General features: G+C 38.8%; 21 protein-coding genes. 18 read left to right on the top strand and 3 right to left on the bottom strand.

Annotated features, from left to right (window positions below; translation table 11 throughout):
• The first annotated feature begins 121 nt into the window (after window positions 1–121).
• The 3 genes from fabF to mltG all read left to right on the top strand — a co-directional run bounded on the left by fabF (window position 122) and on the right by mltG (window position 3325).
• Window positions 122–1354, top strand: a complete 1233-nt coding sequence (gene fabF, locus B5D82_RS18525) for a beta-ketoacyl-ACP synthase II (protein WP_081153806.1) — start codon at window positions 122–124, stop codon at window positions 1352–1354.
• Between the two features lie 108 nt (window positions 1355–1462).
• Window positions 1463–2284, top strand: coding sequence for an aminodeoxychorismate lyase (gene pabC, locus B5D82_RS18520; protein ID WP_081153804.1), 822 nt, complete (start codon window positions 1463–1465; stop codon window positions 2282–2284).
• 9 nt (window positions 2285–2293) lie between these two features.
• Entirely contained in the window at window positions 2294–3325 is a 1032-nt protein-coding gene (gene mltG / locus B5D82_RS18515) for an endolytic transglycosylase MltG (RefSeq protein WP_081153802.1), read from the top strand.
• A gap of 187 nt (window positions 3326–3512) precedes the next feature.
• On the opposite strand, the gene B5D82_RS18510 is transcribed toward mltG, so the two are convergent.
• A complete protein-coding gene (locus B5D82_RS18510) occupies window positions 3513–4130 on the bottom strand; it encodes a biliverdin-producing heme oxygenase (protein ID WP_081153800.1) in 618 nt (205 codons plus the stop codon).
• The gene (locus B5D82_RS18505; RefSeq protein WP_081153798.1) at window positions 4111–7005 is read right to left on the bottom strand and encodes a bifunctional diguanylate cyclase/phosphodiesterase; all 2895 of its coding nucleotides are present in this window, start codon (window positions 7003–7005) and stop codon (window positions 4111–4113) included. The genes B5D82_RS18510 and B5D82_RS18505 overlap by 20 nt, the downstream gene beginning before the upstream one ends.
• 506 nt (window positions 7006–7511) lie before the next feature.
• Here B5D82_RS18505 and tmk point away from each other — a divergent pair.
• The 10 genes from tmk to prpF all read left to right on the top strand — a co-directional run bounded on the left by tmk (window position 7512) and on the right by prpF (window position 19538).
• Entirely contained in the window at window positions 7512–8147 is a 636-nt protein-coding gene (tmk, locus tag B5D82_RS18500; RefSeq protein WP_081153796.1) for a dTMP kinase, read from the top strand.
• A gap of 268 nt (window positions 8148–8415) precedes the next feature.
• On the top strand, window positions 8416–9408 hold the full coding sequence (locus B5D82_RS18495) for a hypothetical protein (protein ID WP_081153794.1): 993 nt from the start codon (window positions 8416–8418) through the stop codon (window positions 9406–9408).
• 2 nt (window positions 9409–9410) lie between these two features.
• On the top strand, window positions 9411–9737 hold the full coding sequence (locus B5D82_RS18490) for a PilZ domain-containing protein (RefSeq protein WP_245807516.1): 327 nt from the start codon (window positions 9411–9413) through the stop codon (window positions 9735–9737).
• A gap of 145 nt (window positions 9738–9882) precedes the next feature.
• A complete protein-coding gene (locus tag B5D82_RS18485) occupies window positions 9883–10656 on the top strand; it encodes a TatD family hydrolase (RefSeq protein WP_081153790.1) in 774 nt (257 codons plus the stop codon).
• Between the two features lie 438 nt (window positions 10657–11094).
• Window positions 11095–12324, top strand: a complete 1230-nt coding sequence (locus B5D82_RS18480; RefSeq protein ID WP_081153788.1) for a nucleoside recognition domain-containing protein — start codon at window positions 11095–11097, stop codon at window positions 12322–12324.
• A gap of 263 nt (window positions 12325–12587) precedes the next feature.
• Window positions 12588–13268 carry a GntR family transcriptional regulator gene (locus B5D82_RS18475; RefSeq protein ID WP_081153786.1) on the top strand — a complete coding sequence of 227 codons (681 nt, stop codon included), beginning with the start codon at window positions 12588–12590 and terminating at the stop codon, window positions 13266–13268.
• Between the two features lie 59 nt (window positions 13269–13327).
• Entirely contained in the window at window positions 13328–14218 is an 891-nt protein-coding gene (gene prpB / locus B5D82_RS18470) for a methylisocitrate lyase (RefSeq protein WP_081153784.1), read from the top strand.
• Window positions 14219–14301: 83 nt separating this feature from the next.
• Window positions 14302–15426 (top strand): bifunctional 2-methylcitrate synthase/citrate synthase, encoded by a 1125-nt coding sequence (gene prpC, locus B5D82_RS18465; RefSeq protein WP_081153782.1) that lies wholly within the window; start codon window positions 14302–14304, stop codon window positions 15424–15426.
• A 113-nt stretch (window positions 15427–15539) separates the two neighbouring features.
• Window positions 15540–18158, top strand: a complete 2619-nt coding sequence (gene acnD / locus B5D82_RS18460; RefSeq protein WP_081153780.1) for a Fe/S-dependent 2-methylisocitrate dehydratase AcnD — start codon at window positions 15540–15542, stop codon at window positions 18156–18158.
• Between the two features lie 171 nt (window positions 18159–18329).
• Complete coding sequence (prpF, locus tag B5D82_RS18455) at window positions 18330–19538, top strand: 2-methylaconitate cis-trans isomerase PrpF (protein ID WP_081153778.1); 1209 nt, start codon at window positions 18330–18332, stop codon at window positions 19536–19538.
• Window positions 19539–19677: 139 nt separating this feature from the next.
• Here prpF and B5D82_RS18450 read toward each other — a convergent pair whose 3' ends face one another.
• Window positions 19678–20997, bottom strand: a complete 1320-nt coding sequence (locus tag B5D82_RS18450) for a M28 family peptidase (protein ID WP_425429895.1) — start codon at window positions 20995–20997, stop codon at window positions 19678–19680.
• A 385-nt stretch (window positions 20998–21382) separates the two neighbouring features.
• Here B5D82_RS18450 and B5D82_RS18445 point away from each other — a divergent pair, with 385 nt between their 5' ends.
• The 5 genes from B5D82_RS18445 (at window position 21383) to proQ (ending at window position 25403) form a co-directional block, all read left to right on the top strand.
• Complete coding sequence (locus B5D82_RS18445) at window positions 21383–22639, top strand: NRAMP family divalent metal transporter (protein WP_081153776.1); 1257 nt, start codon at window positions 21383–21385, stop codon at window positions 22637–22639.
• 224 nt (window positions 22640–22863) lie between these two features.
• Entirely contained in the window at window positions 22864–23280 is a 417-nt protein-coding gene (locus B5D82_RS18440; RefSeq protein ID WP_081154611.1) for a GFA family protein, read from the top strand.
• Window positions 23281–23890: 610 nt separating this feature from the next.
• The gene (locus tag B5D82_RS18435; RefSeq protein ID WP_081153774.1) at window positions 23891–24367 is read left to right on the top strand and encodes a GAF domain-containing protein; all 477 of its coding nucleotides are present in this window, start codon (window positions 23891–23893) and stop codon (window positions 24365–24367) included.
• Window positions 24367–24654, top strand: a complete 288-nt coding sequence (locus B5D82_RS18430) for a hypothetical protein (protein WP_081153772.1) — start codon at window positions 24367–24369, stop codon at window positions 24652–24654. The genes B5D82_RS18435 and B5D82_RS18430 overlap by 1 nt, the downstream gene beginning before the upstream one ends.
• A 20-nt stretch (window positions 24655–24674) precedes the next feature.
• On the top strand, window positions 24675–25403 hold the full coding sequence (proQ, locus tag B5D82_RS18425) for an RNA chaperone ProQ (RefSeq protein WP_081153770.1): 729 nt from the start codon (window positions 24675–24677) through the stop codon (window positions 25401–25403).
• Window positions 25404–25415: the final 12 nt, after the last annotated feature.

Below are 25415 nucleotides of genomic sequence, written 5' to 3'. Positions count from 1 at the left end.
CCTGATTTGTTTTTATCGTTTGAAAAATATGACTACCCACTTCAAAATCTGAGACAATGTTTTTGAATCAGTTAAATATAAACCCTACTAATATTCAACTCTATCGGAGGCAGCACATCTTATGAGACGCGTTGTGGTTACCGGTCTTGGCATGCTTAGTCCATTAGGCAACAGCCCTGAATCAACTTGGCAAAATTTACTACTTGGTAAAAGTGGTATTTCTAACATTACGCATTTCGATACCACAGAGTATCCGACGCGGTTTGCTGGCTTAGTTAAAGATTTTGATGCACAAGACTATATGGCTCGTAAAGAAGCCAAAAAAATGGATTTATTTATTCAATATGGCGTTGCAGCAGGTGTGCAAGCTATCAAGGACTCTGGCATAGAGATCAATGAAGAGAATGCTCAGCGAATCGGTGTTGCTGTGGGTTCTGGTATTGGTGGTTTAGGGCTTATTGAAGAAAATCATACTAAATTATTAAAAAATGGTCCTCGTAAGTTGTCACCGTTTTTTGTTCCTTCAACCATTATAAATATGATTTCTGGTCATCTATCTATAATGTTCGGCATGAAAGGGCCTAATATTTCGATAGTTACTGCTTGTACTAGTGGTGTTCATAATATCGGTCATGCCGCGCGTATGATCGCCTATGGTGATGCTGACGCTATGGTAGCAGGTGGAGCAGAGAAAGCTTCAACTACCATGGGAATGGGAGGCTTTGGTGCTGCACGTGCTATGTCAACGCGTAATGATGCACCTCAACAAGCCTCACGTCCGTGGGATAAAGACCGTGATGGTTTTGTGCTAGGTGACGGTGCGGGTGTCCTTGTACTTGAAGAATATGAGCATGCAAAGGCACGTGGCGCAAAAATTTACGCAGAACTCGCTGGATTTGGCATGAGTGGTGACGCGTATCATATGACTTCACCGCCAGCTGATGGTGCAGGTGCTGCGTTAGCGATGCAAAATGCTATAAACGATGCAAAAGTTGATATTAGTAACATTGGTTATATTAATGCCCATGGTACGTCGACTCCTGCGGGTGATATTGCTGAAACAAATGCTGTTAAGTCGGTATTTGGCAACTTAGCCTGTGACGTGATGGTTGGGTCAACGAAATCAATGACTGGTCATTTGTTGGGTGCTGCAGGTGCTATTGAAGCTATTTTCAGCATTCAAGCCCTAGTGAATAGTGCAGTACCGCCAACAATCAATCTAGATAACCCGGATGAAGGCTGTGATCTTGATTATGTTGCCCATACCGCACGAGATGCAAATTTAGATTACGTTCTGTGTAATTCATTTGGCTTTGGTGGTACTAACGGTTCACTAATATTTAAAAAAGTCTAATTCGTTAGATAAAGTTAGATAACCTTTTTGAATTTAATGTTCTTTAAATGTTAATACAGCTTGAATTCAAATGCTTAAGCCTGAATACTTAGTGTTCAGGCTTTTTTTATGGCAATGATAACCAGTATGGCGTTAAGTTTTGTAGATGGACAATTAGCAGATTCGATTTCAATTGATGATCGTGGCTTAGCCTATGGCGACGGTTGTTTTACCACTGCATTAATTATTAATGGCGAAGTGGCTATGTTGGATCAGCACCTTAATCGATTGGTAAAGCAAAGTCAGCAGCTTGGCTTACCTGCTTTTAATTTACCGGCATTAGAAGCAACCATAAAGAATATCAGTGGCACTATTAATATTGGTATTGTAAAAGTTATTATTACTTGTGGCAGTGGTGGACGTGGTTATTCACGCCTCGGCGCTGAACAAGCAAAAGCTATTGTCTCAGTGCATGATTATCCAACGCATTATCCTCAATGGCAAAAACACGGTATATCTGTTGGTATTAGTGAGCAAAAGTTAGGAATTAATCCGATGCTTGCGGGCTTAAAGCATTTAAACCGTTTAGAGCAAGTCATGTTAAGGGCTGAACTAGATAAACGTCCTGAAGATGATTTACTTGTTTCAGATGTTAATGGTAATGTGATCGAGTGTTGTAGCGCTAATGTATTTTGGCTAGATGAAGGGCAATGGCATACACCTTTGTTGACTACAGCCGGTGTAGCGGGCTTAATGCGTGATAAAATATTGTTAAATAATCCCCGTATTGAACCGGCAAATTATCAACTTTCTCAATTAGGTAATATTGATGCCATGTTTATAAGTAACGCCATTTTGGGTATAGTGCCAGTTAAGATTTTTAATGATAAAAAATTGGATGTTTCGCTGGTTAAAAGCATGCAAAACCAGCTTTTAAAGCCTAAGAGTTAACATACAAAGATGATAAAAAAATTGCAAAGCTTACCCTTGTTAGTTAAACGAACATTATTTACTTTAGTGGCTTCAGTGCTACTCAGTTTGTTGGTCGTAATTATTGTGATGTTAATGTCTGCAATGAAAGTTCAACAGCCATTAGTCATTAAGCAAGCCGAGTTTATAACCATTAAACCAGGGACTTCATTCAATGCCTTTACAAAACAGTTAGTGAATAAAGGTTGGTTGGAAAACAATTTTTGGTTACGTAGTTATGTTAAATTTAATGTTGAACAGAGTAAAATAAAGTCAGGCACCTATCAAGTACAGGCTAATACGCCCACTTTGGAACTGCTTAACTTGGTCGTATCAGGTAAAGAGCATCAATTTTCTATTACTTTTATTGAAGGTAGTACATTTAAACAGGTATTGGCTCAATTAGCCGCACACCAGCATATTACGCATAAACTTGCTGATCAAACACCCATAGATATAGCCAAACTATTATCAATTGAGCAAGATAATCCCGAAGGTTGGCTGTTCCCAGAGACATATGCATTCACTCAAGGTACTGCCGATATTAGTATTATTAAGCGTGCATTTGAAAAAATGCAAAGTGCACTAAACCTTCAGTGGAATAATAGAGCAGTCGGTTTACCCTATAAATCGCCGTATCAAGCACTGATCATGGCGTCAATTATTGAAAAAGAAAGTGGTAGACACGCTGAACATCCTCGCATCTCATCTGTGTTTGTTAATCGGTTAAATAAAAGTATGCGTTTACAAACAGATCCTACGGTAATTTATGGCTTGGGTGAACGTTACAAAGGGGATATAACCTACGCACATTTACGTGAAAAAACTGCTTATAATACCTACAAAATAAATGGCTTACCGCCAACGCCTATCGCTTTACCTGGTGCCCAAGCATTGCATGCGGCCTTACATCCAGAGTCGAGTAATTACCTGTATTTTGTGAGTAACGGCAGAGGAGAGCATATATTTTCTACGAATTTAGCCGATCATAACCGTGCAGTAACAAAATATCAGCGTAAGTAGCACTCATGTTTAATCTCTAAGTCTTTAATTCAACGCTTTTCGCAAGTTATATGTTTTGAACGGGGAATATATAGACTAATCTGCTATTGAAAAGCGATTTATTCCACCATTATTTTTATACCAATAACTTTACACCACCATAACAAATTTAAATATGGCGTTAGCTTGAACCACAAGCACAAGAATGTTAATTCTGTACCAAGGATAAACGCTTCTTACTGCTAATTTTTGCTTCTTGATCAAACCATGTTATGAGCTGTGTGAAACAGGTGATAGCTGCATCAATTACAGCTTGAGGTTCGCAGTTACCTTGCTTGACCAGCTTGTCTAGATTGATCTTCCAGTGATTAATATCAATGGTATTTTCACTGACACTAGCATAATAATTAAAACCATAATATTCAGCCAGCGGTGACTTTTGTAACTTTCTAAGAATAAAACGTGCGCCAAGTTGGGCGCCGGTTAATACATAACTATAGCCTAAATATTGATCAATAGAGGTAATGATCGGTTTTGGCACTGCAATGGTTGGTTTAAGTTGATAGCTAAAACTATCCGTTTCGGTACTTAAGGCAGACCCTTGGTTGTCTATAATTGCAAAGGCTGGGGGGTTTAAAAGCTGTACTGCAGCATCTAAAGTGGGCTGCCAAGCATTAAAGCATTGGGAGAAATACAGCATAGCGGCTTCATATTGCCTAGCACTGAGCGAAGCAGATATCATGTTTTTTAGTACAGGCAATTTATCAAGCTCACGATGATATGGGCTTGTAGCTTGTTTTAATTGTTCACTTAGTGGTATTAGCATGACTGATATAATTCTCTATAAATTGCTCACTAGGCATAGGCCTAGAGAAAAAGTAACCTTGGCAAGTATCACATTCCAGCCCTTTTAATATATTAAATTCTATGTTGGTTTCTACCCCCTCTGCGACTACTTCAAGCTCAAGTTTTTTACACAATTCAATAATGCTTTCGACCATAGTAAACAGGCTATTGTCTTGAGTCATATTAGAGATAAAAGATTTATCAATTTTTATTTCATCAATCGGTAGCTTCCACAAGTAATTAAGTGAAGAGTAGCCCGTGCCAAAGTCATCTAACGAAATAGAAAAACCTTTATCTCGAAGGAATTGTAGGTTCTCTATCGCTAAATCGTGGTTTTTCATAAAAATAGACTCAGTGATTTCTAGTCTAATATTATTTGGCTTTATGCTTGGGAAAGCGGCAAAGACATAGAGCAATTCTTTTTGAAACTCGGGGTCTAATAATAGGCTTGGGCTGATATTAATCGACAGTGTTTCAAAATAGGGCATTAAATCAAACTGCTGCCATTTCGAAAAGTCTTGGCAGGCTTTTTTAATAATTTTTAAACTCAGCGGTTTGATTAAATTATTAACTTCCGCAATCTGAATAAAGACTTCGGGACTGATATAACCAAATTTTGGGTGATTCCACCGTGCTAATACCTCCGCTCCAGTGATATTTTTATTGTAATCACATTGCGCTTGAAAATGTACTTCCATATCTCCATTTGTGATATGTTTGCGCAAGTCTATGGTCAGTATGGCCTTTTTATTAAAAGCATCTTGATCGCTACTATCAAAAATATGGTAACAATTTTTTCCTTTGTTCTTGGCAGAAAACATCGCAATATCAGCTCGTTTGAGCATTTCGTTAAAATCAATATCATGCACATCGCTGGTTATCACTCCGACACTGGGAGTGATAACGTAAGTGTGTTCATGATCGAAAATGGGTTCGCCAAGGCGCTTAACTACTTTCTCGGCTAAATACGTTAACTCTTGTTCTTTGTCATGAGTGAACACGATAACAAATTCATCGCCACCGAGTCTGACCACTAAATCGTCAGGTCGAGAGCAACCTTTTAAGCGTTTAGCCACGTTTATCAGAATACGATCGCCAGTTTCATGGCCCATAAAATCGTTAACATCTTTAAAGTTATCTAAATTAATAAACAGCAGTGATATGTATTTGAATGAATTTATTGGGTTAAGGTTTTCAATAAAACATTTAAAGTAAGTACGATTCGCCAGATCAGTTAGGCAGTCATAGTGGGCGTTTTTCTCTAATTTATTTTTCAGTAATTCATTACTTTTTACACTGGTGTAATCTTTACAATTTGTAAAAAAGTACTCTAATATCTTTGTGTCTTTTTCGGTCCAATAATCACATTGGCCTTTTACTTTTTCTCGCCAAAAGGCAAATGAACTACGTGGCTCTAAATGACGCTGGTTGTTTTTAACTACTATATCAACCGTTTTGGGAGCACCGCCCCATATAATAGTTTTGACGACTTCTTTACGACCAATAAACACATAAAAATCAGCCGGAATTTTTGAACGCATAACATAAATACCGACCATGTTTTCAAGTCCTGGTATTGGCTTGTGCTCGCTGTGAAGCTCAAAAGATTGATATTCAGTACCACTTTGTCCATCAAATAATGCGGCTATGGCATCAATGCTTCCGCCTTCTAAAGTTATAAATTCTTCGTGTTGCAAGGTATAGCAATTATCCCCGTAGACAATACCGAGATAGTCATAATCAGCGAGTTGATTTATGGTTCTTAATGAATTTTCAAATAAACTCTGTGAGACAGGGACCATTTTAGCATGGTGGAAAGTGTTTTCTATACATGCCTTCACCGTCATTAAATGAGTAATTTGATTCATTTTTATAGAGGGCATTAAATACGTAGAGATAATCTCGCTAAACAATTCACAGGTGATTTTAAGTTGAGCAACGATGTGATTTGGTGGCGTTTTAGGCTCATTATGATGAAAAGATACTAAGCCCCATAATTTATTTTCCACTAAAATAGATAATGAAATAGTAGCTTTAACGCCCATATTCTTTAGATAGATTCTGTGCATGTCAGAGATGTTACGCAGTAAAGAGTAACTTTGATCTAAGTATTGTTCGTTTGGCAACTTGGCCGGTATTAGCGGTGAAGGGTCGGCATCGATATTAGCAAACACTCGAACTTTGTTAAGTGTATATAAAGCTCTAGCTTGTTTTGGAATATCTTCAGCTGGAAAGCGCATATGTATATATTTTTGATTTTCTCGCGCTGAAACAGCTTCAGAAACTATTTCACCTGACCAATCAGGTAAAAATCGATAAAGCATTACGCGATCAAAATTAGTATGTTCTTGAAATTGGCTAGTAATAGTGTCAAATATTTCTTTGGTATTTTGTGCCTTGCGCAATGTCTCAAGCATATAATTCATTTGCGAAATAAGAATAGAAGAGCTGTAAGCATCAGGAGAACAGGGTATGAACTCTAAAGAAATCCAACCGCCAGCCATGTAGGCAACACATTCCCAAATATCACTAGCAATAACAGGGTGAGTGTCTAATTCTAACTTAATCGTGCGGTCAGGTTTGAGCTTATTAAGCAGATTGGGCTGAGAGAATGTTAGCCAATCAGAGATAGGAGTATCTAGTATTTTAGTGCTTAAGGTCAGCGAATCAATCGTGTATTGATTGAGCAGATTAACAATGTTTTCTGAGTATTGGACAACATGTAAGGTTTTGGGGTCGAGTACCAGTTGGAATCCGTGTGGTTGTATATTACCAATTAAATGAATGGGTTCCGCGGCGCAAGCTTCAGCTTCTGCAGTGGTAATCTTCCTTGTTTCTCTACTCACTTTCGACATTTAAAGTTACTTATTCTTAATAACCATAATTTTATTATATTGATTTCAGTTAATTAGTAAACAGCTAAAGTTGGCATTTTAATAATTTAAAAATAGCAACTTTGTTAATGAAAGTAATTGGAGTGACATAAGTTAGTGCTTGATTCAAAAAAATATTGTAAAAATAAGTCTGCATGTTTTTTGGTCGCTTGTCCGATATTTCCATGAAGGTAAATTAAAGGGTACTTTCAAGGTTATTGATTCAAGTCATCTTTCTGTCTTTTCTAGCTTTGCTGGGGAGATATCGACACCAGTTCGGGAATTCATTTAGTTATAGTCACTAAATTATCTGATAAAATTTAATAATCCAAATATAATAGTTTGTTACTTATATGTATGAGTGATTTAAGAAAACGTTACACAATATGTTTATTTTTAGAGTAATCTGCGGATAATTCTTCAATATATTCTAATAAATTTGTAACTACTGTAAGCTTTACTTTAGTCATGAGAAATTGAGAAATTGTATGAACAAAGGTTTTATGGTTGTTTTTGATGGCAGTAATGGTGCTGGGAAAACAACGGTTATTAATGAAGTAGAAAAATATATCTCATCAAAAGGTTTAGACGTTGTTTTAACAAGAGAGCCTGGTGGTACAAAAATTGGTGAAAAAATCAGGCATATTATTCTTGATCCCTCAACACCAGAAATGTGTGATATGACAGAATTAATGTTATTTGGCGCAGGACGTTCACAACATATTCAAGAAAAAATTAAGCCCGCATTACAAGCGGGTAAAATAGTGATTTCAGATAGGTTTGACGCGGCAACATTTAGTTTTCAGCATTACGCCAGAGGCATTGACCTAGCCAGCATTATGAAAATAAATGACTTAGCATTAGCTGGCTTTCAACCCGATATGAATATTATTTTAGATTTAGACCCTGTTGAAGGTTTAAAAAGAGTAAAGAGTCGTGGTGAAGGGCTAGACCGCTTAGAAGATGAAAAATTAGATTTTCTTATTAAGGCTAGAAATGGCTATTTAACACAGGCAAAAGCTCAGCCTGAGCGTTTTGTAATTATTGATGCATCACAATCTAAAACGGCAGTTTTGAGCGATGTAATTAAGGTTATTGACGCTTTAATTGTTAAGCAAGGTTAATGAGTTACTAAGCTTAGCTTTAATGTCGAAAGCTGACGCTCTGTTAAATGCTTATCTTATTGATTACGCTGACAATACATTTTTCTAGATGGCTGTATGTTTATTTTTATATTGATTGCATTTCCGCCGTTAAAAATAGGTATTTCACTGGTTTAGTGAAAGCGTCAGAAAGACACGATATAATAAATGTTATTCAATATTACCGGTGCAATAAAATGAAAATAATAAAGCACATGAAGCTGTTATTTATGCCAACAAAGGCTATTAGATGAAAACTTGGTTACTTGCTCTTCAACAACAATTATCGCGGCAAATACGCGAAAAAAAACTCCCTCATGCCTTACTTATTTCGGGTGTTGATGGTGCAGGGCAGCAAGATATTGCACAGTGGCTCATTAAAGTGTTGTTATGCGACTCTGTAAAGCAAGACTTAAATGATAATATAAGTCAGCTGAGCAAAAATGAAAGCTCTGAAGCGCCGTTGATTCTTCAGCCTTGTGGTTTTTGCAAAACCTGTAAGTTGTATGCGAAAGATAGTTACCCAGATCACCTCACTGTGGTTTCGGATAAAAAGACCATAGGTGTAGAGTTGATTCGCAGTCTAAGTCATTTTTTTGAGAAGACAGCGCATATTGGGCTAGTAAAAACAGCATTGGTTAATCATGCCGATACCATGACAATATCAGCGGCTAACGCCTTATTAAAAACCTTAGAAGAGCCAACCTCGGATAGTTTTATTATTTTAACAACGCATAGCAGTGATTTATTACTACCCACTATTATTAGTCGTTGCCATGAATTTGAAATACGTCCCCCTGTTGGTAAAGCACTTTTGGCTGAATATGGTCAGCAAGGTGATGATGCTTTTGTAAATCTGAGTCACTTGAATGAATTATCAGATGACTCTACCGCCATTGCATTTGTGACGTTTCGTGATAAGGTCAAAGATTATTTATTTGCTCATCAACATCGCGCAGATATACTTGCCATATTGGTTGAGCATCATGATGGCTTTCGATGGCTAGAGAAGATCCTTGTCAACTTGATGCGTCAACAGTGGGGCTGGCCTACTGCTGAAAGTACTGATGAGCAAGTTAATGTCATCAATAAACAGCAGTTATGGCGTGTTTATAATTTAGTACAAGTTGCCAATGGTCAGTTAAAGACTTTAGTGCAAATTAATCGACAGTTTTTAAGTGAAAAACTACTCGCAGATATTAGCGTTGTTTTACAAAGCAACGCGCAAACAGTAGAGGGATGATTTTGGAACACATAACACTTGAATTTATTTCTGATCGCGATTTATATCAGTCATATATGCCATTTATGAAAAATGGGGGCTTATTTGTTCGCACCACTGAGCATTTCGAATTGGCCACAGACGTGATATTAAACGTGAGTTTGCCTGATTCATTAGAGCCTTCTCAAGTCAAGGGCAAAGTTTCTTGGATCACACCGATTGGCGCGCAAAATGGCACGCCTGCCGGTATTGGTGTCAGCTTTGTAGAAGACCCTGATAATATTCGTAATCAAATCGATAAATCAATAGGGCGGCTATTAAACTCTTCTGAGCCCACTTTATCAATGTAAATACAACGGTGTCTCTAAACTGAACCAGCACTATGTAGTGTGGTAGTAAATTGGCTAGTGAACTGCTGATTTTTTCTGATGAAAAGTAGACACCTAATTCGTCCTTCCCATATTAATTTAAAGCACATTCGCACGGAGTAACCCAGTGTTTATAGATTCACATTGCCATTTAGACCGACTTAAACTCGAAGAATTTGACAATAATTTAGATAATGTAATTGATGCAGCACTTGCTGAAAAAGTAAATACCTTATTGTGTGTTAGCGTTACTTTACAAGACTTTCCAGCCATGGCAGAGCAAACGGCTAAATATGACAATGTTTGGTTAACCTGTGGTGCTCATCCGCTCAATCAAGATGATGAAATAGATCCTGAGCAACTCACTAATTTAGCAACACACTCACGGGTTATTGCTATTGGTGAAACCGGCCTTGATTATTTTTATGCGCCAGAAACAAAGCCTGTACAGTTAGACTCTTTTCGTAAACATGTTCGAGTGGCCAATCAGTTGAATAAACCTTTGATCATTCATACGCGTGATGCGCAAGAAGACACCTTAGCTATTTTAAGAGCTGAACAGGCAGAAAATGTTGGGGGAATATTACATTGCTTTACTGAAAGTTGGGAGATGGCTGAACAAGCAATAGCCATGGGTTTTTATATTTCATTTTCCGGCATTGTCACTTTTAAAAATGCTGCCGCGCTTAGAGAAGTAGCAAAAAAGGTCCCTTCAGATAGATTTTTAATTGAAACTGATGCACCATATTTAGCACCAGTACCGCACCGTGGTAAACAAAATCAGCCAGCTTATGTAGTAGAAGTTGCAAAGCACCTTGCGAGTATTCGTGGTACTTCTGTTGCTGAAATTGCCAAGCAATCGAGTGAAAACTTTCACCGCTTATTCCCTCAAACAGCATAAAGTTAGCTCTAGTTAATAAAAAAATGCCCAAAACTACTGCTAGTTTTGGGCTCAGGGGGGTGGTTCAATCTCGTTGAACCTACGCTAATAAACTATCTAATTAACCTACTTGTTCACCTTTAAATTTATCTATAAATTCAGCGATTAATAAACATTGTAATCAAAAGTTATAAATATGAATAAACTATCTAAGTAGGTAGCGAACAACTGGTTGATAACGTTAAGTGTAGTGTAAGATGTTATAAATGCAAATTATATTAAAAACAATTAATCACTTGATTTTTATGGTTATAATTTATCTATTTCGTTATGCTAAGTGAACGGACCCCTGTTTATACAATACATGTACACTGCTGATTACTTGTTCATCTACTAGGTAATAGACGCTTTTTGTGTCATGATATTTTCTTCTAATTACAAAAATAAAAAGAGCTAGATTTGTTAAATCGTATTTGGAGCGGATTCTTTTTCGTGGCATTTATTTCGGCCATGGTTCAATGGCTAGTGTTCGATCAAATTTTAATTTTTGAAGAAATTGTAAACGCTATTTTTGATATGTCGAGAGTAACGGTAGAAATTGCTATTGGCCTGATCGGCATTTTAAGTTTTTGGTTAGGTATGATGAAAATTGCCGAGCATGCTGGGATTATCGATAAACTTGCACAACTTATTTCACCGCTTTTTACTCGTCTTATGCCAGAGGTACCAAAAGGGCATCCAGCCATTGGCTCCATGACCATGAACTTGTCGGCTAATTTTCTAGGTTTAGACAACGCGGCTACTCCGCTAGGCTTAAAAGCCATGCAAGACTTACAATTACTGAATCCAAAAAAAGAAACCGCCTCTAACGCACAAATCCTTTTTTTAGTTTTAAATACTTCTTCGGTCACTTTATTTCCAGTGACGGTATTTGTCTATCGTGCCCAACAAGGGGCGATAAACCCTACCGATGTATTTATCCCTATTTTATTAGCAACATTTGCCTCAACTTTAGTCGGGTTATTTGTCGTCGCGTTTGTGCAAAAAATAAAACTTTATCAGCAGGTTATTTTTATTTATTTAGCCGCTGGGATAGCTCTTATCGGAGGTGTTGCGGTTTATTTTAGTACTTTAAGCGCCCAGTTATTAGCGCAACAATCATCATTAATGGGGAATTTGTTAATATTTACTACATTGATCAGTTTCATATTCTTCGCTTTAAAACGTCAGGTAAATGTCTATGACAGCTTTATTGAAGGGGCGAAACAGGGCTTTGAAACTAGTATTAAGCTTATTCCGTATCTGTTAGCTATGTTGTGTGCCATTGGTGTATTTAGGGCGAGTGGCGCGTTAGATATTTTAGTTGACGGTATTCGACAGTTTGTTTTATTTTTTAATGGTGATACCCGCTTTGTTGATGCTTTACCCACCGCTTTTATGAAGCCTTTAAGTGGCTCTGGTGCACGCGCAATGATGATAGAAACCATGAATACACATGGTGCTGATTCTTTTGCCGGCCGTTTAGCTTCAATTGTTCAAGGTTCAACAGAAACAACATTTTATGTTTTAGCTGTCTATTTTGGCTCAGTGGGCATTCGCTACAGTCGTCATGCTTTAGCCTGTGGTTTGATTGCAGATGTTGCCGGTATTACAGCCGCTATCGGTGTATGTTATTGGTTTTTTGGCTGATCACCTAAATTGTCGACAGTTATTTAACTTCTTTTCTGCCAAGGTGTAGCTTGCAATTCACTTCCTTTCTTTTTATTAATCACCTTTATTAGTCGCTCATGTAGGCGCTTTTTAGAGGGATGTTACTGCAATTTTAACAACTAAATATTAATTGATACGCCCAAAATAAAAATCAATATTGTCGACAATATTTTAGTTTCTCATTGACTAATTCAAATATATAGCTATTATTAGCACAATGTTTTTTAAATGTGTCGACAATAATGGCGTTAGATAATCCTACTATGCAAGCTGCTGTTACCACTGCTGATAAAGTTTTCGAACAAATGTTGCATGATATTGTTGAGGGCAACATTGAAGCGGGTAGTAAAATTAGTGAGCCAGAGTTAGCCAAAAAATTTCAAATAAGTCGCTCAACTCTTCGTGAGGCCCTAAACCGTTTAGAAAAATGTCACTTAATTGAGCGTAAAGCCAATGTAGGTTCTCGCGTGGTGCAATGTTCAATTTCTGGTTTGTTAGAAATTTATGTTGTACGTGAAGCTTTAGAAGGCATGGCATGTCGACAAGCAGCACAAAATATGACAGAAGTCGAAATTACCGAAATGAGAGCTATGCTCAAGCAGCATGCAAGTGCAAAAGCCTTGCGTGATGGTATTGCTTATTATCAAGAAGAAGGTGACTTAGACTTTCACTATAAAGTTATATTAGGTAGCCATAATCAACAACTGATCAACATATTGTGTGGTCAGCTATATCATCTTGTTCGCATGTATCGTTGCCAATTTGGCATGAACAGCCCCCGAGCAACTAAAGCTTTTGATGAACATTCTCGCATAATTGAAGCGATTGCCGATCGTGATGGCGAATTAGCCGAAATGCTAATGAGGCGCCATATTGCTGCTTCGCGTAAAAATATTGAAAACAAAATTGCCCAACAACAATAGCGGTAAGCTTATTTTAAGCTACCTTATAAAACACACACTTGACTAAAAAGGATAAAGCAATGTCTACAAAACTAACTCCCGGTGCGAAGTTTCGCCAAGCTATAGTGAATAATAAACCACTGCAAGTTGTCGGTACTATCAATGCCTATTGTGCAATGATGGCTGAAGAATTAGGTCATCAAGCTATATACTTGTCAGGTGGCGGTGTTGCTAATGCTTCTTATGGTTTACCCGATTTAGGCATGACATCGTTGAATGATGTTATTGCTGATGTTCAACGCATTACTAACGCATCTTCTTTACCTTTGCTAGTAGATATTGATACCGGCTGGGGCGGGGCATTTAATATTGCAAAAACTATTCGAGATATGGAAAAAGCCGGCGCAGCCGCTGTACATATAGAAGATCAAGTGGCGCAAAAGCGTTGTGGTCATCGTCCAAATAAAGAAATTGTTTCGACCGAAGAAATGGTTGATCGAATTAAAGCTGCGGTTGATGCTCGTACCGATAAAGACTTTTTTATTATGGCGCGTACAGATGCATTTGCTCAAGAAGGCTTAGAAGCGGCATTAGAGCGTGCAAAAGCTTATGCGGCAGCTGGCGCTGACGGTATTTTTGCTGAGGCAGTTAAAACTGAAGAACATTACCGCGCTTTTACTGAAGCACTTGATGTACCGGTATTGGCTAATATTACCGAGTTTGGTCAAACGGAGCTTTGGAATAAAGCCCAGTTGGGTGAATGGGGATGTGCCATGGTACTTTACCCATTATCAGCCTTTAGAGCGATGAATAAGGCAGCAGAGTCAGTTTATAAAACCTTACTAGCTGATGGCGACCAAAAAGCAGAAATCGACAACATGCAAACACGTATGGATTTGTATGACTATTTGGGTTACCACGATTACGAACAAAAACTTGATGCCTTGTTTACTGAAGGTAAAAACAAGTAAATAAAATCGATAGCTTAATAAGAAACTAATTTTTAACCATTAACGGTAAATTCATTACGGTTAAAGGACAAGAGGAAAGAATGATGACAGAGAAAAAATTATCAGGTGCTGGCTTACGTGGTCAAAGTGCAGGCGAAACAGCTTTATGTACGGTAGGCAAATCAGGCTCGGGCTTAACTTACTGTGGTTACGATGTTGCCGATTTAGCTGAAAATGCTACTTTTGAAGAAGTCGCTTACTTACTTTTCAATGGCGAGCTACCTAATGCAAAAGCGTTAGCGACATATAAAGCTGACTTATTTGCTATGCGTGATTTACCGCAAGCATTAAAAGAAGTGCTAAAGCTTATTCCAAAAGAAGCTCATCCTATGGATGTTATGCGCACCGGTTGTTCATTTTTAGGTAATTTAGAGCCAGAAAATGACTTTAGTGAGCAAAATAACGCTGCTAATCGCTTGCTCGCCGCCTTTCCTGCCATTATGTGCTATTGGTATAAGTTTTCACACGAAGGTTTAGAAATTGACTGTACGTCAGATGAAGCTTCACTTGGTGGGCACTTTTTACGCTTATTAAGCGGTAAAAGTCCGTCTGCACAGCATGAACGTGTTATGGATGTGTCATTAATTCTATATGCTGAGCATGAATTTAACGCTTCTACGTTTACGGCGCGCGTTTGTGCTTCAACGTTATCTGATATGTACTCATGTGTCACGGGTGCTATTGGTACCTTACGTGGACCTCTACATGGCGGCGCGAATGAAGCGGCAATGGACATGATTGAAAAGTTCAAGTCTCCAGCCGACGCTAAAGAACAAATGGCCGGCATGCTTGAGCGTAAAGAAAAAATCATGGGCTTTGGTCATGCGGTTTATAGTACGTCAGATCCACGTAACGTAATTATCAAGGCATGGTCTGAAAAGTTAGCGGCAGAAAACGGAGATACATCGCTTTATGATATTTCAGTGGCCTGTGAAGAGTTTATGTGGGACAGCAAAAAGTTATTTTGTAATGCTGATTTTTTCCATGCCTCAACGTATAACTATATGGGTATTCCAACGAAATTATTTACGCCGATTTTTGTCTGCTCGCGTTTAACGGGTTGGGCTGCTCATGTAATGGAGCAACGTTCAAATAATCGTATTATTCGTCCTTCTGCAGATTATATCGGTGCAGAACCACGTAAAGTGCAACCCATAGCACAAAGGTAAGCTGCTCTAGCAACTAGCCCATAAAGCCTTATCTAGCCAGATAAGGCTTTATCACTCATTAAATCACTCAAAAAGAGTCTGTTGTACTCTTTTGCAAATATGTGGATTATATTATGAATTATGATTACCGCAAACCCTTACCAGGCTATAAAAATAATGGCCTAACTATAGACTTTTTTGATACGCGAGAAGCCATTGATGCCATTAAGCCTGGCGCTTATAAAACATTACCTTACACGTCGCGTGTACTCGCTGAGCAATTAGTCCGACGCTGTGACCCGGCAACGCTAAATGATGCTTTAAAACAGATTATCGAAGGTAAACAAGACCTTGATTTTCCTTGGTATCCAGCACGTGTTGTTTGTCACGATATTTTAGGTCAAACCGCGTTAGTTGATTTAGCCGGCCTGCGAGATGCCATTGCTGAACAAGGCGGTGATCCTTCAAAAGTAAATCCGGTGGTACCTACACAGTTAATCGTTGACCATTCATTAGCGGTGGAAGCACCGGGTTTTGATCCTGAAGCGTTCGAGAAAAATAGAGCCATTGAAGATCGTCGTAATGAACAGCGTTTTCATTTTATTGAATGGACTAAAACAGCGTTTAAAAACGTTGATGTTATCCCTGCCGGTAACGGTATTATGCATCAAATAAATTTAGAAAAAATGTCTCCTGTTATACAAGCTCGTGACGGTGTCGCTTTCCCTGATACTTGTGTCGGTACTGACTCTCATACGCCGCACATTGATGCTTTAGGGGTTATCGCGATTGGTGTCGGTGGTCTAGAAGCTGAAACAGTTATGCTAGGTCGTCCATCTATGATGCGCTTGCCTGATATTATTGGTGTAAAGCTTACGGGTAAACGCCAACCTGGTATTACCGCAACCGATATTGTTTTAGCGATAACTGAATTTTTGCGTAATCAGAAAGTTGTTTCTGCTTATTTAGAATTTTTTGGTGAAGGCACTAAAAGTTTAACCATTGGTGATCGTGCCACTATCTCAAACATGACACCTGAATATGGTGCGTCTGCAGGTATGTTTTACATTGATGAACAAACCATTGATTATTTGAAAATTACCGGTCGTGAGCCAGAGCAAGTGGCGTTAGTTGAAACTTACGCGAAACATACAGGTTTATGGGCTGACGACTTAGTTGAAGCGCAATATCCACGTGTGATTGAATTTGACTTATCATCGGTAGGCCGTAACTTAGCAGGTCCTTCAAATCCACATCGTCGTTTAGCGACAGCTGATTTAGCGTCGAAAGACATCGCGAAAGACTTAGCTGCTTGTAAAGTACAAGAAGCCAATGGTGAAATGCCCGATGGCGCGGTTATTATTGCCGCGATTACGTCTTGTACCAATACCTCTAACCCGCGCAATGTTGTTGCAGCAGGTTTGATAGCCAAAAGAGCCAATGAGCTTGGTCTAGTGCGCAAACCTTGGGTTAAATCATCGTTTGCACCAGGCTCAAAAGTCGCTAAGCTTTATTTAGAAGAAGCCGGTTTGCTTTCTGAAATGGAAAAATTAGGTTTTGGTATCGTCGGTTATGCCTGTACAACGTGTAATGGTATGTCTGGTGCGTTAGATCCTAAAATTCAACAAGAAGTTATAGACCGCGATTTATATGCAACAGCGGTATTGTCAGGTAACCGTAACTTCGATGGTCGAATTCATCCTTATGCAAAACAAGCGTTTTTAGCGTCACCACCGTTAGTTGTTGCTTATGCTATTGCCGGTACTATTCGTTTTGATATTGAAAAGGACATTTTAGGTCAAGACCAAAACGGCAATGACATTACACTGAAAGATATCTGGCCAAGTGATGAAGAAATTGATGCTATCGTTGCTTCATGTGTTAAACCAGAGCAGTTCAAAAAAATCTACACACCGATGTTCGATTTAGGTGCTTTTGAGCCGGCCGAAAGTCCATTATATGCTTGGGACGAAACCAGTACTTATATTCGTCGCCCGCCATATTGGGAAGGTGCATTAGCAGGTGAGCGCACCATGAAAGGTATGCGTCCATTAGCGGTGTTAGGCGATAACATTACCACCGATCATTTATCACCTTCAAATGCGATTCAATTGGATAGTGCAGCCGGCGCATATTTGCATAAAATGGGCTTGCCAGAAGCCGATTTTAACTCATACGCAACGCATCGTGGTGATCACTTAACCGCGCAACGCGCGACCTTTGCTAACCCTAAATTGTTTAACGAAATGTGTCGTGATGACAAAGGTGAAGTTAAGCAAGGTTCATTAGCGCGTATAGAGCCTGAAGGCACTGAATCACGCATGTGGGAAGCGATTGAAACCTACATGGAACGTAAACAACCACTGATTATTATTGCCGGTGCTGATTACGGGCAGGGCTCATCAAGAGATTGGGCTGCAAAAGGTGTTCGTTTAGCGGGTGTCGAAGTCATTGTTTCTGAAGGTTTTGAACGTATTCACCGGACAAACTTAGTGGGCATGGGGGTTTTACCGCTTGAATTTATTAAAGGTGAAACACGTCATACTTATAAAATTGATGGCACTGAAACCTTTGACGTTGAAGGCACAACATCACCGGGCGCAGCGATGTCTGTCGTGATGACACGTCGTAACGGTGAAGTAGTCACTATTCCGGTTAAGTGTCGATTAGATACTGGTGAAGAAGTGTCTGTTTACGCCGCTGGCGGCGTATTACAAAAATTTGCTAACGACTTCTTGGAGTCTACTACCTAAAGCTTTATTTTTGATAATAGCGGCCTTGGTCATTTACAAGTATAGACATGACCAAGGTTACCGCTGTGAACGCGGGTCAGACTCCTGCTTTAAAAGGGGATGATTTATTAGCAGTAAATAGAGATAATTTACTGCTTTTTTTATAAAAAATAAATAATAAAGGAGATTGTTATGTCTCAGGTTCCTCAAGTGCACTTACCTCAAGTAAAAATTCCTGCTACCTATATGCGTGGCGGCACATCAAAAGGTGTGTTTTTTAATCTAACTGATTTACCACCGCGATGCCAAGTGCCTGGAGAAGCGCGCGACAATATGCTACTGCGCGTGATTGGTAGTCCCGATCTTTATGGCAAACAAACTGATGGTATGGGTGGCGCAACATCAAGTACCAGTAAAACAGTTATTTTGGCTAAAAGTGACGTTGCTGATCACGATGTTGATTATTTGTTTGGTCAAGTTGCTATAGATAAAGCCTTTGTTGATTGGTCGGGTAATTGCGGTAACTTAACGGCAGCGGTTGGCTCTTTTGCGATAAATGCTGGCTTAGTTGACCCTTCACGTATTCCTGATAATGGTGTTTGTATCGTACGTATTTGGCAAAAAAATATTGCCAAAACTATTATTGCACGGGTGCCTATAACCAACGGCGAAGTACAAGAAACGGGTGATTTCGAACTCGATGGCGTTACGTTTCCTGCTGCAGAAGTGCCGGTAGAGTTTATCGCACCTGTTGACCCATCAGAAGCTATGTTTCCAACCGGTAATGTCCTTGATGAGCTTGACGTGCCCGCTATTGGCACTTTCAAAGCCGCGAAATATAAAGTGACCATGATCAGCGCGGGCATACCAACTATTTTCTTAAATGCTGAAGATCTTGGTTATACCGGTACAGAATTACAAGACGCAATCAATAATGACGATGCAGCATTAGCGCGTTTTGAAACTATTCGTGCGGCGGGCGCAATTAAAATGGGCTTAATTAACGATGTTTCTGAAGCAGCTGCACGTCAACATACGCCTAAAGTGGCTTTTGTCAGTGGTGCTAAAGATTATGTAACATCAAGTGGTAAAGCCGTGTCTGCATCAGCTATAGATTTACATGTTCGTGCTTTATCAATGGGTAAGCTACACCATGCAATGATGGGCACCGCAGCGGTTGCCATTGGCGCTGCGGCGGCAATCCCAGGCACATTAGTTAATTTAGCTGCTGGCGGTGGTGATCGTGAAGCAGTAGTTTTCGGTCATCCATCAGGTACACTTAAAGTGGGCGCTCAAGCAACGAAAATTAATGATCTGTGGACGGTAAATAAAGCGATTATGAGCCGAAGTGCTCGCGTTCTAATGGAAGGCTGGGTGCGTATCCCAGGTGATTCGTTTTAACTAAGGTATAGATTTTATATCAAGGTACTAAGCTGAAATTAATAAAGCGCTGTTAGAAACAATGTTGCTAACAGCGCTTTTGTATGTGAGAAAGCTAAACTTTAGTTAATGCATCAGCCTACTTGAAGATTTAATTAATTCAATGGCTATAACCACCAAAAGATCCCGCAGGGCCAGGAAAAACTACCGGGCTTTCAAAACCGTCTTTAGCAACACTACTGACGCCAAAGAAGTAGTTGTCGATAACAATATTCTTTAATTCAAATTCACTAACATCACCAACGTATTGACTATGTGTCCATGTTGGCTCCGTCGTTAATCGCCAATGGACACGATAACCGGCTAAATTTTCCGCCATTTTACCTTTTGGTCGTTGCCACGTTAAGGTAGTTGACGCTTTTACTGCACCAGAAATCTCAGTGTTTGCTGGTGGTGGTGGCGCCCAAGCCATAGCAGCCATAGTGACAGCATTTAGTGAAGTTAATTTAGCATTAAAATCAAAATCTACCCCAGATAACACGTCGCCAAACGCTCGGCCATTTTCAGTGCGTAAGTCTTGATGTTGACGGTCGTAATGCTCATTCGTTTCCATAATGCGTACGGCAGGATAACCGACCGCATTAAAGGGACGGTGATGTCCGCCTCTGCCAAATCTATCTAATCTGTAGACCATCATTACGTCTAAGTTAGGTATGTATTGGTCGGCAGTTTTATCAATATAACGAGCAATATTTCGTGAAGGAGAGTCGACTTCACCACCGGTAAATCGTCTTTTTCGAGCTTCTTCAGGGGTTTCAACAAAGCGAATACCTTCAGAAAACACCCTGGCGGTTGTATTGTTAATAACGCCATTAATACCTGAAATATTCCCGATCATGTCATTGTTAATTACAGCTTCTACACGCCAACCTTCTTGTTTAGCAATACCAGCCATAATTTTGCCTCCGAATAAGCCCTGTTCTTCACCTGATAAGGCCGCATATACAACCGTACCAGCAAATTTATGTTGTGAGAGGACGCGAGCCGTTTCGATAACACCGGCAACCCCTGAAGCATTATCATTGGCACCTGGAGAAGCGCTGGTATAATCAAGTGGGTCTGAAACCCGAGAATCTATATCTCCAGACATTATAATGTAACGATTTGGATCGAGTTGACCACGCTGAATAGCGATAACATTAACCACTTCTGTAGGCTGTGGAATACGTTTTTCCCCTGAAAATATTTCTTTTTGATAGATAACTTCTAAACAACCACCACATTGTGCGGAGATTTTTTCAAACTCTGCTTTAATCCAACGACGCGCAGCGCCAATGCCTTGAGTTTCTGATTTTGTTTCTGACAAGGTATGCCGTGTACCAAAGCCGACTAATGTTGTGACATCTTTTCTCAGTCTGTCGGCGCTAACTTGTTGCTGTATCTCACGCAATACTAATTGTTCATTCGGTGGAACCACAATGGTTGAAGCACAAGCCGGTATCAATGTGCTTAATGCACAGCACACCAAAAAATGCTTTACCGGGGAAGATTTAAATGAAGAAGTAAACGCAATATTCTTGGGTTTCTTAAAATGAATAAACAAAATGATAGCCTGCTGTCAGTTGTTATTATAATTAGACTAAAAGACTATCACAATTGATTAGATTAACGAGTGCATTCATCCTATTAATATTCCAGTTCAACTTACATTATAATAATGCAGGTATTTGGTATTGCTATGTAAAAGATAATTTTGTTCTGAGCTATCCTAAATCGAATTATTGTAATTTAACCCGCAAAATAGTTTGCACAATACCGCTATAGACATTAAATTATTGTGAATTTACATTTACTTATATATTTTTATGAAATTTACTAAGATATTCGCTCTATTAGGACCCGGTATTGTTTGGGCCGCAACCAGTATTGGTGTTTCTCATATAGTGCAGGCCACACGTGCCGGTGCCGATTTTGGCTTTGCATTATTAGGCTTTATTATTCTTGCTCATGTGATCAAATATCCCTTCTTTTTATTTGGCCCTAAATATGCCGGCCTGACAGGTAAAAGCTTACTTGATGGTTATAAACGGGTAGGGAACTGGGCATTCTATTTGTTTTTATTGTTAACTTTTACCACGATGTTTTTTGTGCAATCAGGCGTTACTATTGTCACGGCTGCATTAGCCATGAATTTATTTGGTGATGTTTTTTCTTTATCGCAGTGGGCGGCATTGATACTGGTTATCGTCTGTGCGGTATTAATTATTGGGCATTACAAATTATTAAGTAACTTGCTCAAGTGGATGATGCTAATTCTAGTGATATCTAGCATAATAGCTTGGTTTGCCGCAGTTAATCGCTTAGGTTTTAGTCCGTCTGGTCAAGCCCCTGTAATTTCATTAACGTCAGCGGCGAGTATCGCTTTTATTGTTGCCCTTATTGGTTGGATGCCCACGGCTATTGAAGTTTCTGTATGGCATTCTATTTGGACTACCTCACGCGTGGATAAACCGGGTAAAACATCAGCAAAAAACGCCACAATAGATTTTAATATTGGTTATTTTACCAGTTTTTTACTCGCCGTTATTTTCTTATGGTTAGGCGCCTTATTAATGTTTGGTCAAGGCGAAGGTTTTGCCGATTCAGCTGCAGCATTTGCCGGACAATTAGTCGGTATATATAGCCAAGCGCTAGGAGAGTGGAGTTGGCTTCTTATGGCACTAGTGACATTTATCGCTTTATTTTCAACAACCTTTGCGGTAGCTGATGGTTTTCCCCAAGTTTGGAAACGTGCATTTTTGCTCGCAAGTGATGAGCAAAGTGAGCAAACACAAAACCGAGCCAATAAAGCCTACATTGTATCGTTAGCATTATTGGTGGTCGGCAGTTGGTGGATCATTAGTGACTTTAGTGCAGATATAAAGGCTTTACTTGATTTTGTAACTACCGTTTCTTTTGTCAGTGCACCAATATACGCTTGGTTAAACTATAAAGTTATGATGGGCGCTGATGTCGACGACGATCAAAAGCCGCAAGGTTGGTTTAAGGTCTACACGCTTTTTTGTTTAACGGTTTTGACCCTGTTTAGTGTGTTCTTTTTGTGGTGGAAATTTTTAGCTTAAACATTGAGAAAAGATAACGGCAATATCAGTAGATAAAATAGGGGATTGAGATATTATTTTTTGTTGATATTGAAGCATTATATGGTGAAAGTGCTGTAATGATGAACAAAAATTTAATTGATTTACTTAATCTTGATAAAATAAATAATTGGCCATTTTAAGCTAAAAGTCATTTACCGACCTGGTTGAGCTGGCCCCTAAATGAAAATAGAGTAAAGATAATGATGCATATTAACGGTAGTTGCCATTGTGGCGAAATAAAATTTGAAGCTGAAGTAGATGAAAAAAAAGTCATGTTATGCCACTGCAGTGATTGTCAAAAGTTATCAGGCACAGCTTTTAGAAGCGTAGTTATTTCCGAGCCTAATGGCTTAACTTTTACTAAAGGGCAACCTAAAGAATACGTTAAAGTCGCTGAAAGTGGTAATCAACGAGCACAAGGATTTTGTCAAAATTGTGGGAGCGCAATTTATGCCACCTCGGTTGATCCCTCAAATAGAGTGTATGGTATTAGAGCCGGTTGTATCGAACAACGTAACCAACTGGTGCCAAAAAGCCAAATTTGGTGTCGTTCTGCAGTTCCATGGCTCAAAGAACTATCTAATATACCTGCGTTTGACACGGTCCCTTTACATAAATAATGTGGATAAACCTAGCTAAATAAAGCCATTCTATTAGTGCCTCGAGTTGAGAGTGACAATAAGTAATTGTGTCGATGCAAAAGAGATACTGTATTATATGCTCAGTGAAATACGAATTGTGATTGGCTTAATTTGAGCAGTGATATATCAAGGTTACTAATGTATCCTTTACCATTAGTAACCTTAGTCGAAAACGAAATTAAACGATGCAATTGTTATTATCATGGCTAACTAGTTGAAATAGTCACTACATGATAATAAAAATCTAGATAATTTTTTCGTATCAAAGTGTCAGTTATGCCAACTGCGTTAGTACAAAATAGCCGTATTTTTTAGTGGATTTATTGATGGTATTTGAGGTGTTCCTTTAACATTAAGCGCAAGTTTAAACCTCAATACGATGGTCAATTTTTTGTCGATGATATATTTGTCTTTATTTAAAAGACCGTAACATTTGCTACAGAAAAAGAGCTAAATCTGCTAGTAAGGTTGATAATTATCATTAAAAGCACAATAAATTGATAGATAATTGCTAATTGATGCTGATAGCGCTTTAATTTAAGACGCTATCAGGGTATGTTATGCGTTTTTATTGTGGGCATCATAATTAATGACTAAAAATACCTTTTATCGAGACTTATATACACAAGTTGAAGCCTTGATCACTGATGAATCAGATGTCATTGCTAATATGGCTAATGTCAGTGCTTTGTTATTTGAACAATTAACTGAAGTTAATTGGGTTGGATTTTATCGTATGGTTAATGACGAACTTGTACTTGGTCCATTTCAAGGTAAAGTAGCTTGCATTCGCATTCCTCTTGGGCGTGGTGTTTGTGGCACAGCCGCTATCGAAAACAAAGTACAACGTATCGCAGATGTCCATGAATTTGACGGTCACATTGCCTGTGATGCTAGCACTAACTCGGAAATTGTATTACCTTTAATGTTAAACGATAAGGTAATTGCAGTGCTTGATATCGACAGTATGGCATTTAATCGTTTCGATGCTGATGATCAAATAGGCTTAGAAAAGTTAATTTGTTTATTTGAAAATGTTATGATCAAGCATGGCGTGATAAACTAATGAAAGAATTTATTGATATTCATGACTATCTAGTTTCAGAAGCTGTTGTAGGCGATTGGGATGGTGATGAAGAAGAAGTTGCTGAGCGTATTAACGAAATTTATCATACCGTTTATGACTTAGCAGAAGAAGATATTGCACCAGAGATTTTAGAGCAGTTGTTGTCTTTGGTGTGGGATACGTGGATAGGGCAAGAAGCCTTAGCTGAAATCGAAAGTGAAGATATTTATGATTGGTGCCGACATCTGTTGGAAAATCGTGAACAATATCTAGCAGAGCAGAACTAAAATTTTGAAAAGTTGTATTTATGGAAACTAAAACAGAAAGTGAAGTAAAAGTGGTAGCAGAGCCGGCAGTTGAAGCAACACCAAGTGTTGATGCTGAAGTTAAGCGTATTAGCACAAAAGAAATTATCGCCTACTTGGCGGAAAAATTTCCAGCATGTTTCTCAATTGAAGGCGCTGCAAAACCATTAAAAATTGGTATTTTTCAAGATTTAGCTGAAAAGCTAACTGGCGATGAAACTGTAAGCAAAACTCGATTACGTCAAGCCCTTAGACATTACACAAGTAGCTGGCGCTACTTGAAAGCCATTAAAATGGGTGTTTTTCGTGTTGATATCGATGGAAATGATGCTGCTGAAATCGATCAAGAACAAGCCGATTATGCCAGCAAAACATTGAAAGAAAGCCAAGAAAAATTTGGTAACAAAAAGCCGAAAGACAAAGTAGCGAAAAAACCTTATAAAGGTAGTGCCGCGAAGGGAACTAAGTCTGTAAGTAAAGACTCTACAGATAATAGCCGCAAAGAAAAGTTTAATTCGGTTAAGTCAACTAAACGTGTTGTTGAAAAAACAGCCGTTAAACTTAAACCTGTTGAAACGAGTAATGTTGTTGTTGGCAAAAATATCAAAGTGCAGTTAGGACAATCGTCGATGGATGCTGTTATTACAGAAGTTTCCGGTAAAGATGTTAGTGTTCAATTAAACTCAGGTATGGTTGTTAAAACTCAAGTTAAAAATATTTTTACAGAATAAATTTGGAGTATG

Origin of the sequence: Cognaticolwellia beringensis (genome assembly GCF_002076895.1) — a bacterium.
Taxonomy (GTDB): domain Bacteria; phylum Pseudomonadota; class Gammaproteobacteria; order Enterobacterales; family Alteromonadaceae; genus Cognaticolwellia; species Cognaticolwellia beringensis.
This window is presented reverse-complemented; position numbering and strand designations above follow the sequence as displayed.

What these genes read in the sequence shown, in the direction of transcription:
- fabF (WP_081153806.1), top strand. Translation starts at nt 122, where the DNA reads ATGAGACGCGTTGTGGTTACCGGTCTTGGCATGCTTAGTCCATTAGGC.
- proQ (WP_081153770.1), top strand. Translation starts at nt 24,675, where the DNA reads ATGGAAACTAAAACAGAAAGTGAAGTAAAAGTGGTAGCAGAGCCGGCA.
- pabC (WP_081153804.1), top strand. Translation starts at nt 1,463, where the DNA reads ATGGCAATGATAACCAGTATGGCGTTAAGTTTTGTAGATGGACAATTA.
- B5D82_RS18435 (WP_081153774.1), top strand. Translation starts at nt 23,891, where the DNA reads ATGACTAAAAATACCTTTTATCGAGACTTATATACACAAGTTGAAGCC.
- B5D82_RS18445 (WP_081153776.1), top strand. Translation starts at nt 21,383, where the DNA reads ATGAAATTTACTAAGATATTCGCTCTATTAGGACCCGGTATTGTTTGG.
- acnD (WP_081153780.1), top strand. Translation starts at nt 15,540, where the DNA reads ATGAATTATGATTACCGCAAACCCTTACCAGGCTATAAAAATAATGGC.
- mltG (WP_081153802.1), top strand. Translation starts at nt 2,294, where the DNA reads ATGATAAAAAAATTGCAAAGCTTACCCTTGTTAGTTAAACGAACATTA.
- prpC (WP_081153782.1), top strand. Translation starts at nt 14,302, where the DNA reads ATGACAGAGAAAAAATTATCAGGTGCTGGCTTACGTGGTCAAAGTGCA.
- prpF (WP_081153778.1), top strand. Translation starts at nt 18,330, where the DNA reads ATGTCTCAGGTTCCTCAAGTGCACTTACCTCAAGTAAAAATTCCTGCT.
- B5D82_RS18495 (WP_081153794.1), top strand. Translation starts at nt 8,416, where the DNA reads ATGAAAACTTGGTTACTTGCTCTTCAACAACAATTATCGCGGCAAATA.
- B5D82_RS18430 (WP_081153772.1), top strand. Translation starts at nt 24,367, where the DNA reads ATGAAAGAATTTATTGATATTCATGACTATCTAGTTTCAGAAGCTGTT.
- B5D82_RS18440 (WP_081154611.1), top strand. Translation starts at nt 22,864, where the DNA reads ATGCATATTAACGGTAGTTGCCATTGTGGCGAAATAAAATTTGAAGCT.
- B5D82_RS18505 (WP_081153798.1), bottom strand. Translation starts at nt 7,005, where the DNA reads ATGTCGAAAGTGAGTAGAGAAACAAGGAAGATTACCACTGCAGAAGCT.
- prpB (WP_081153784.1), top strand. Translation starts at nt 13,328, where the DNA reads ATGTCTACAAAACTAACTCCCGGTGCGAAGTTTCGCCAAGCTATAGTG.
- B5D82_RS18510 (WP_081153800.1), bottom strand. Translation starts at nt 4,130, where the DNA reads ATGCTAATACCACTAAGTGAACAATTAAAACAAGCTACAAGCCCATAT.
- tmk (WP_081153796.1), top strand. Translation starts at nt 7,512, where the DNA reads ATGAACAAAGGTTTTATGGTTGTTTTTGATGGCAGTAATGGTGCTGGG.
- B5D82_RS18475 (WP_081153786.1), top strand. Translation starts at nt 12,588, where the DNA reads ATGGCGTTAGATAATCCTACTATGCAAGCTGCTGTTACCACTGCTGAT.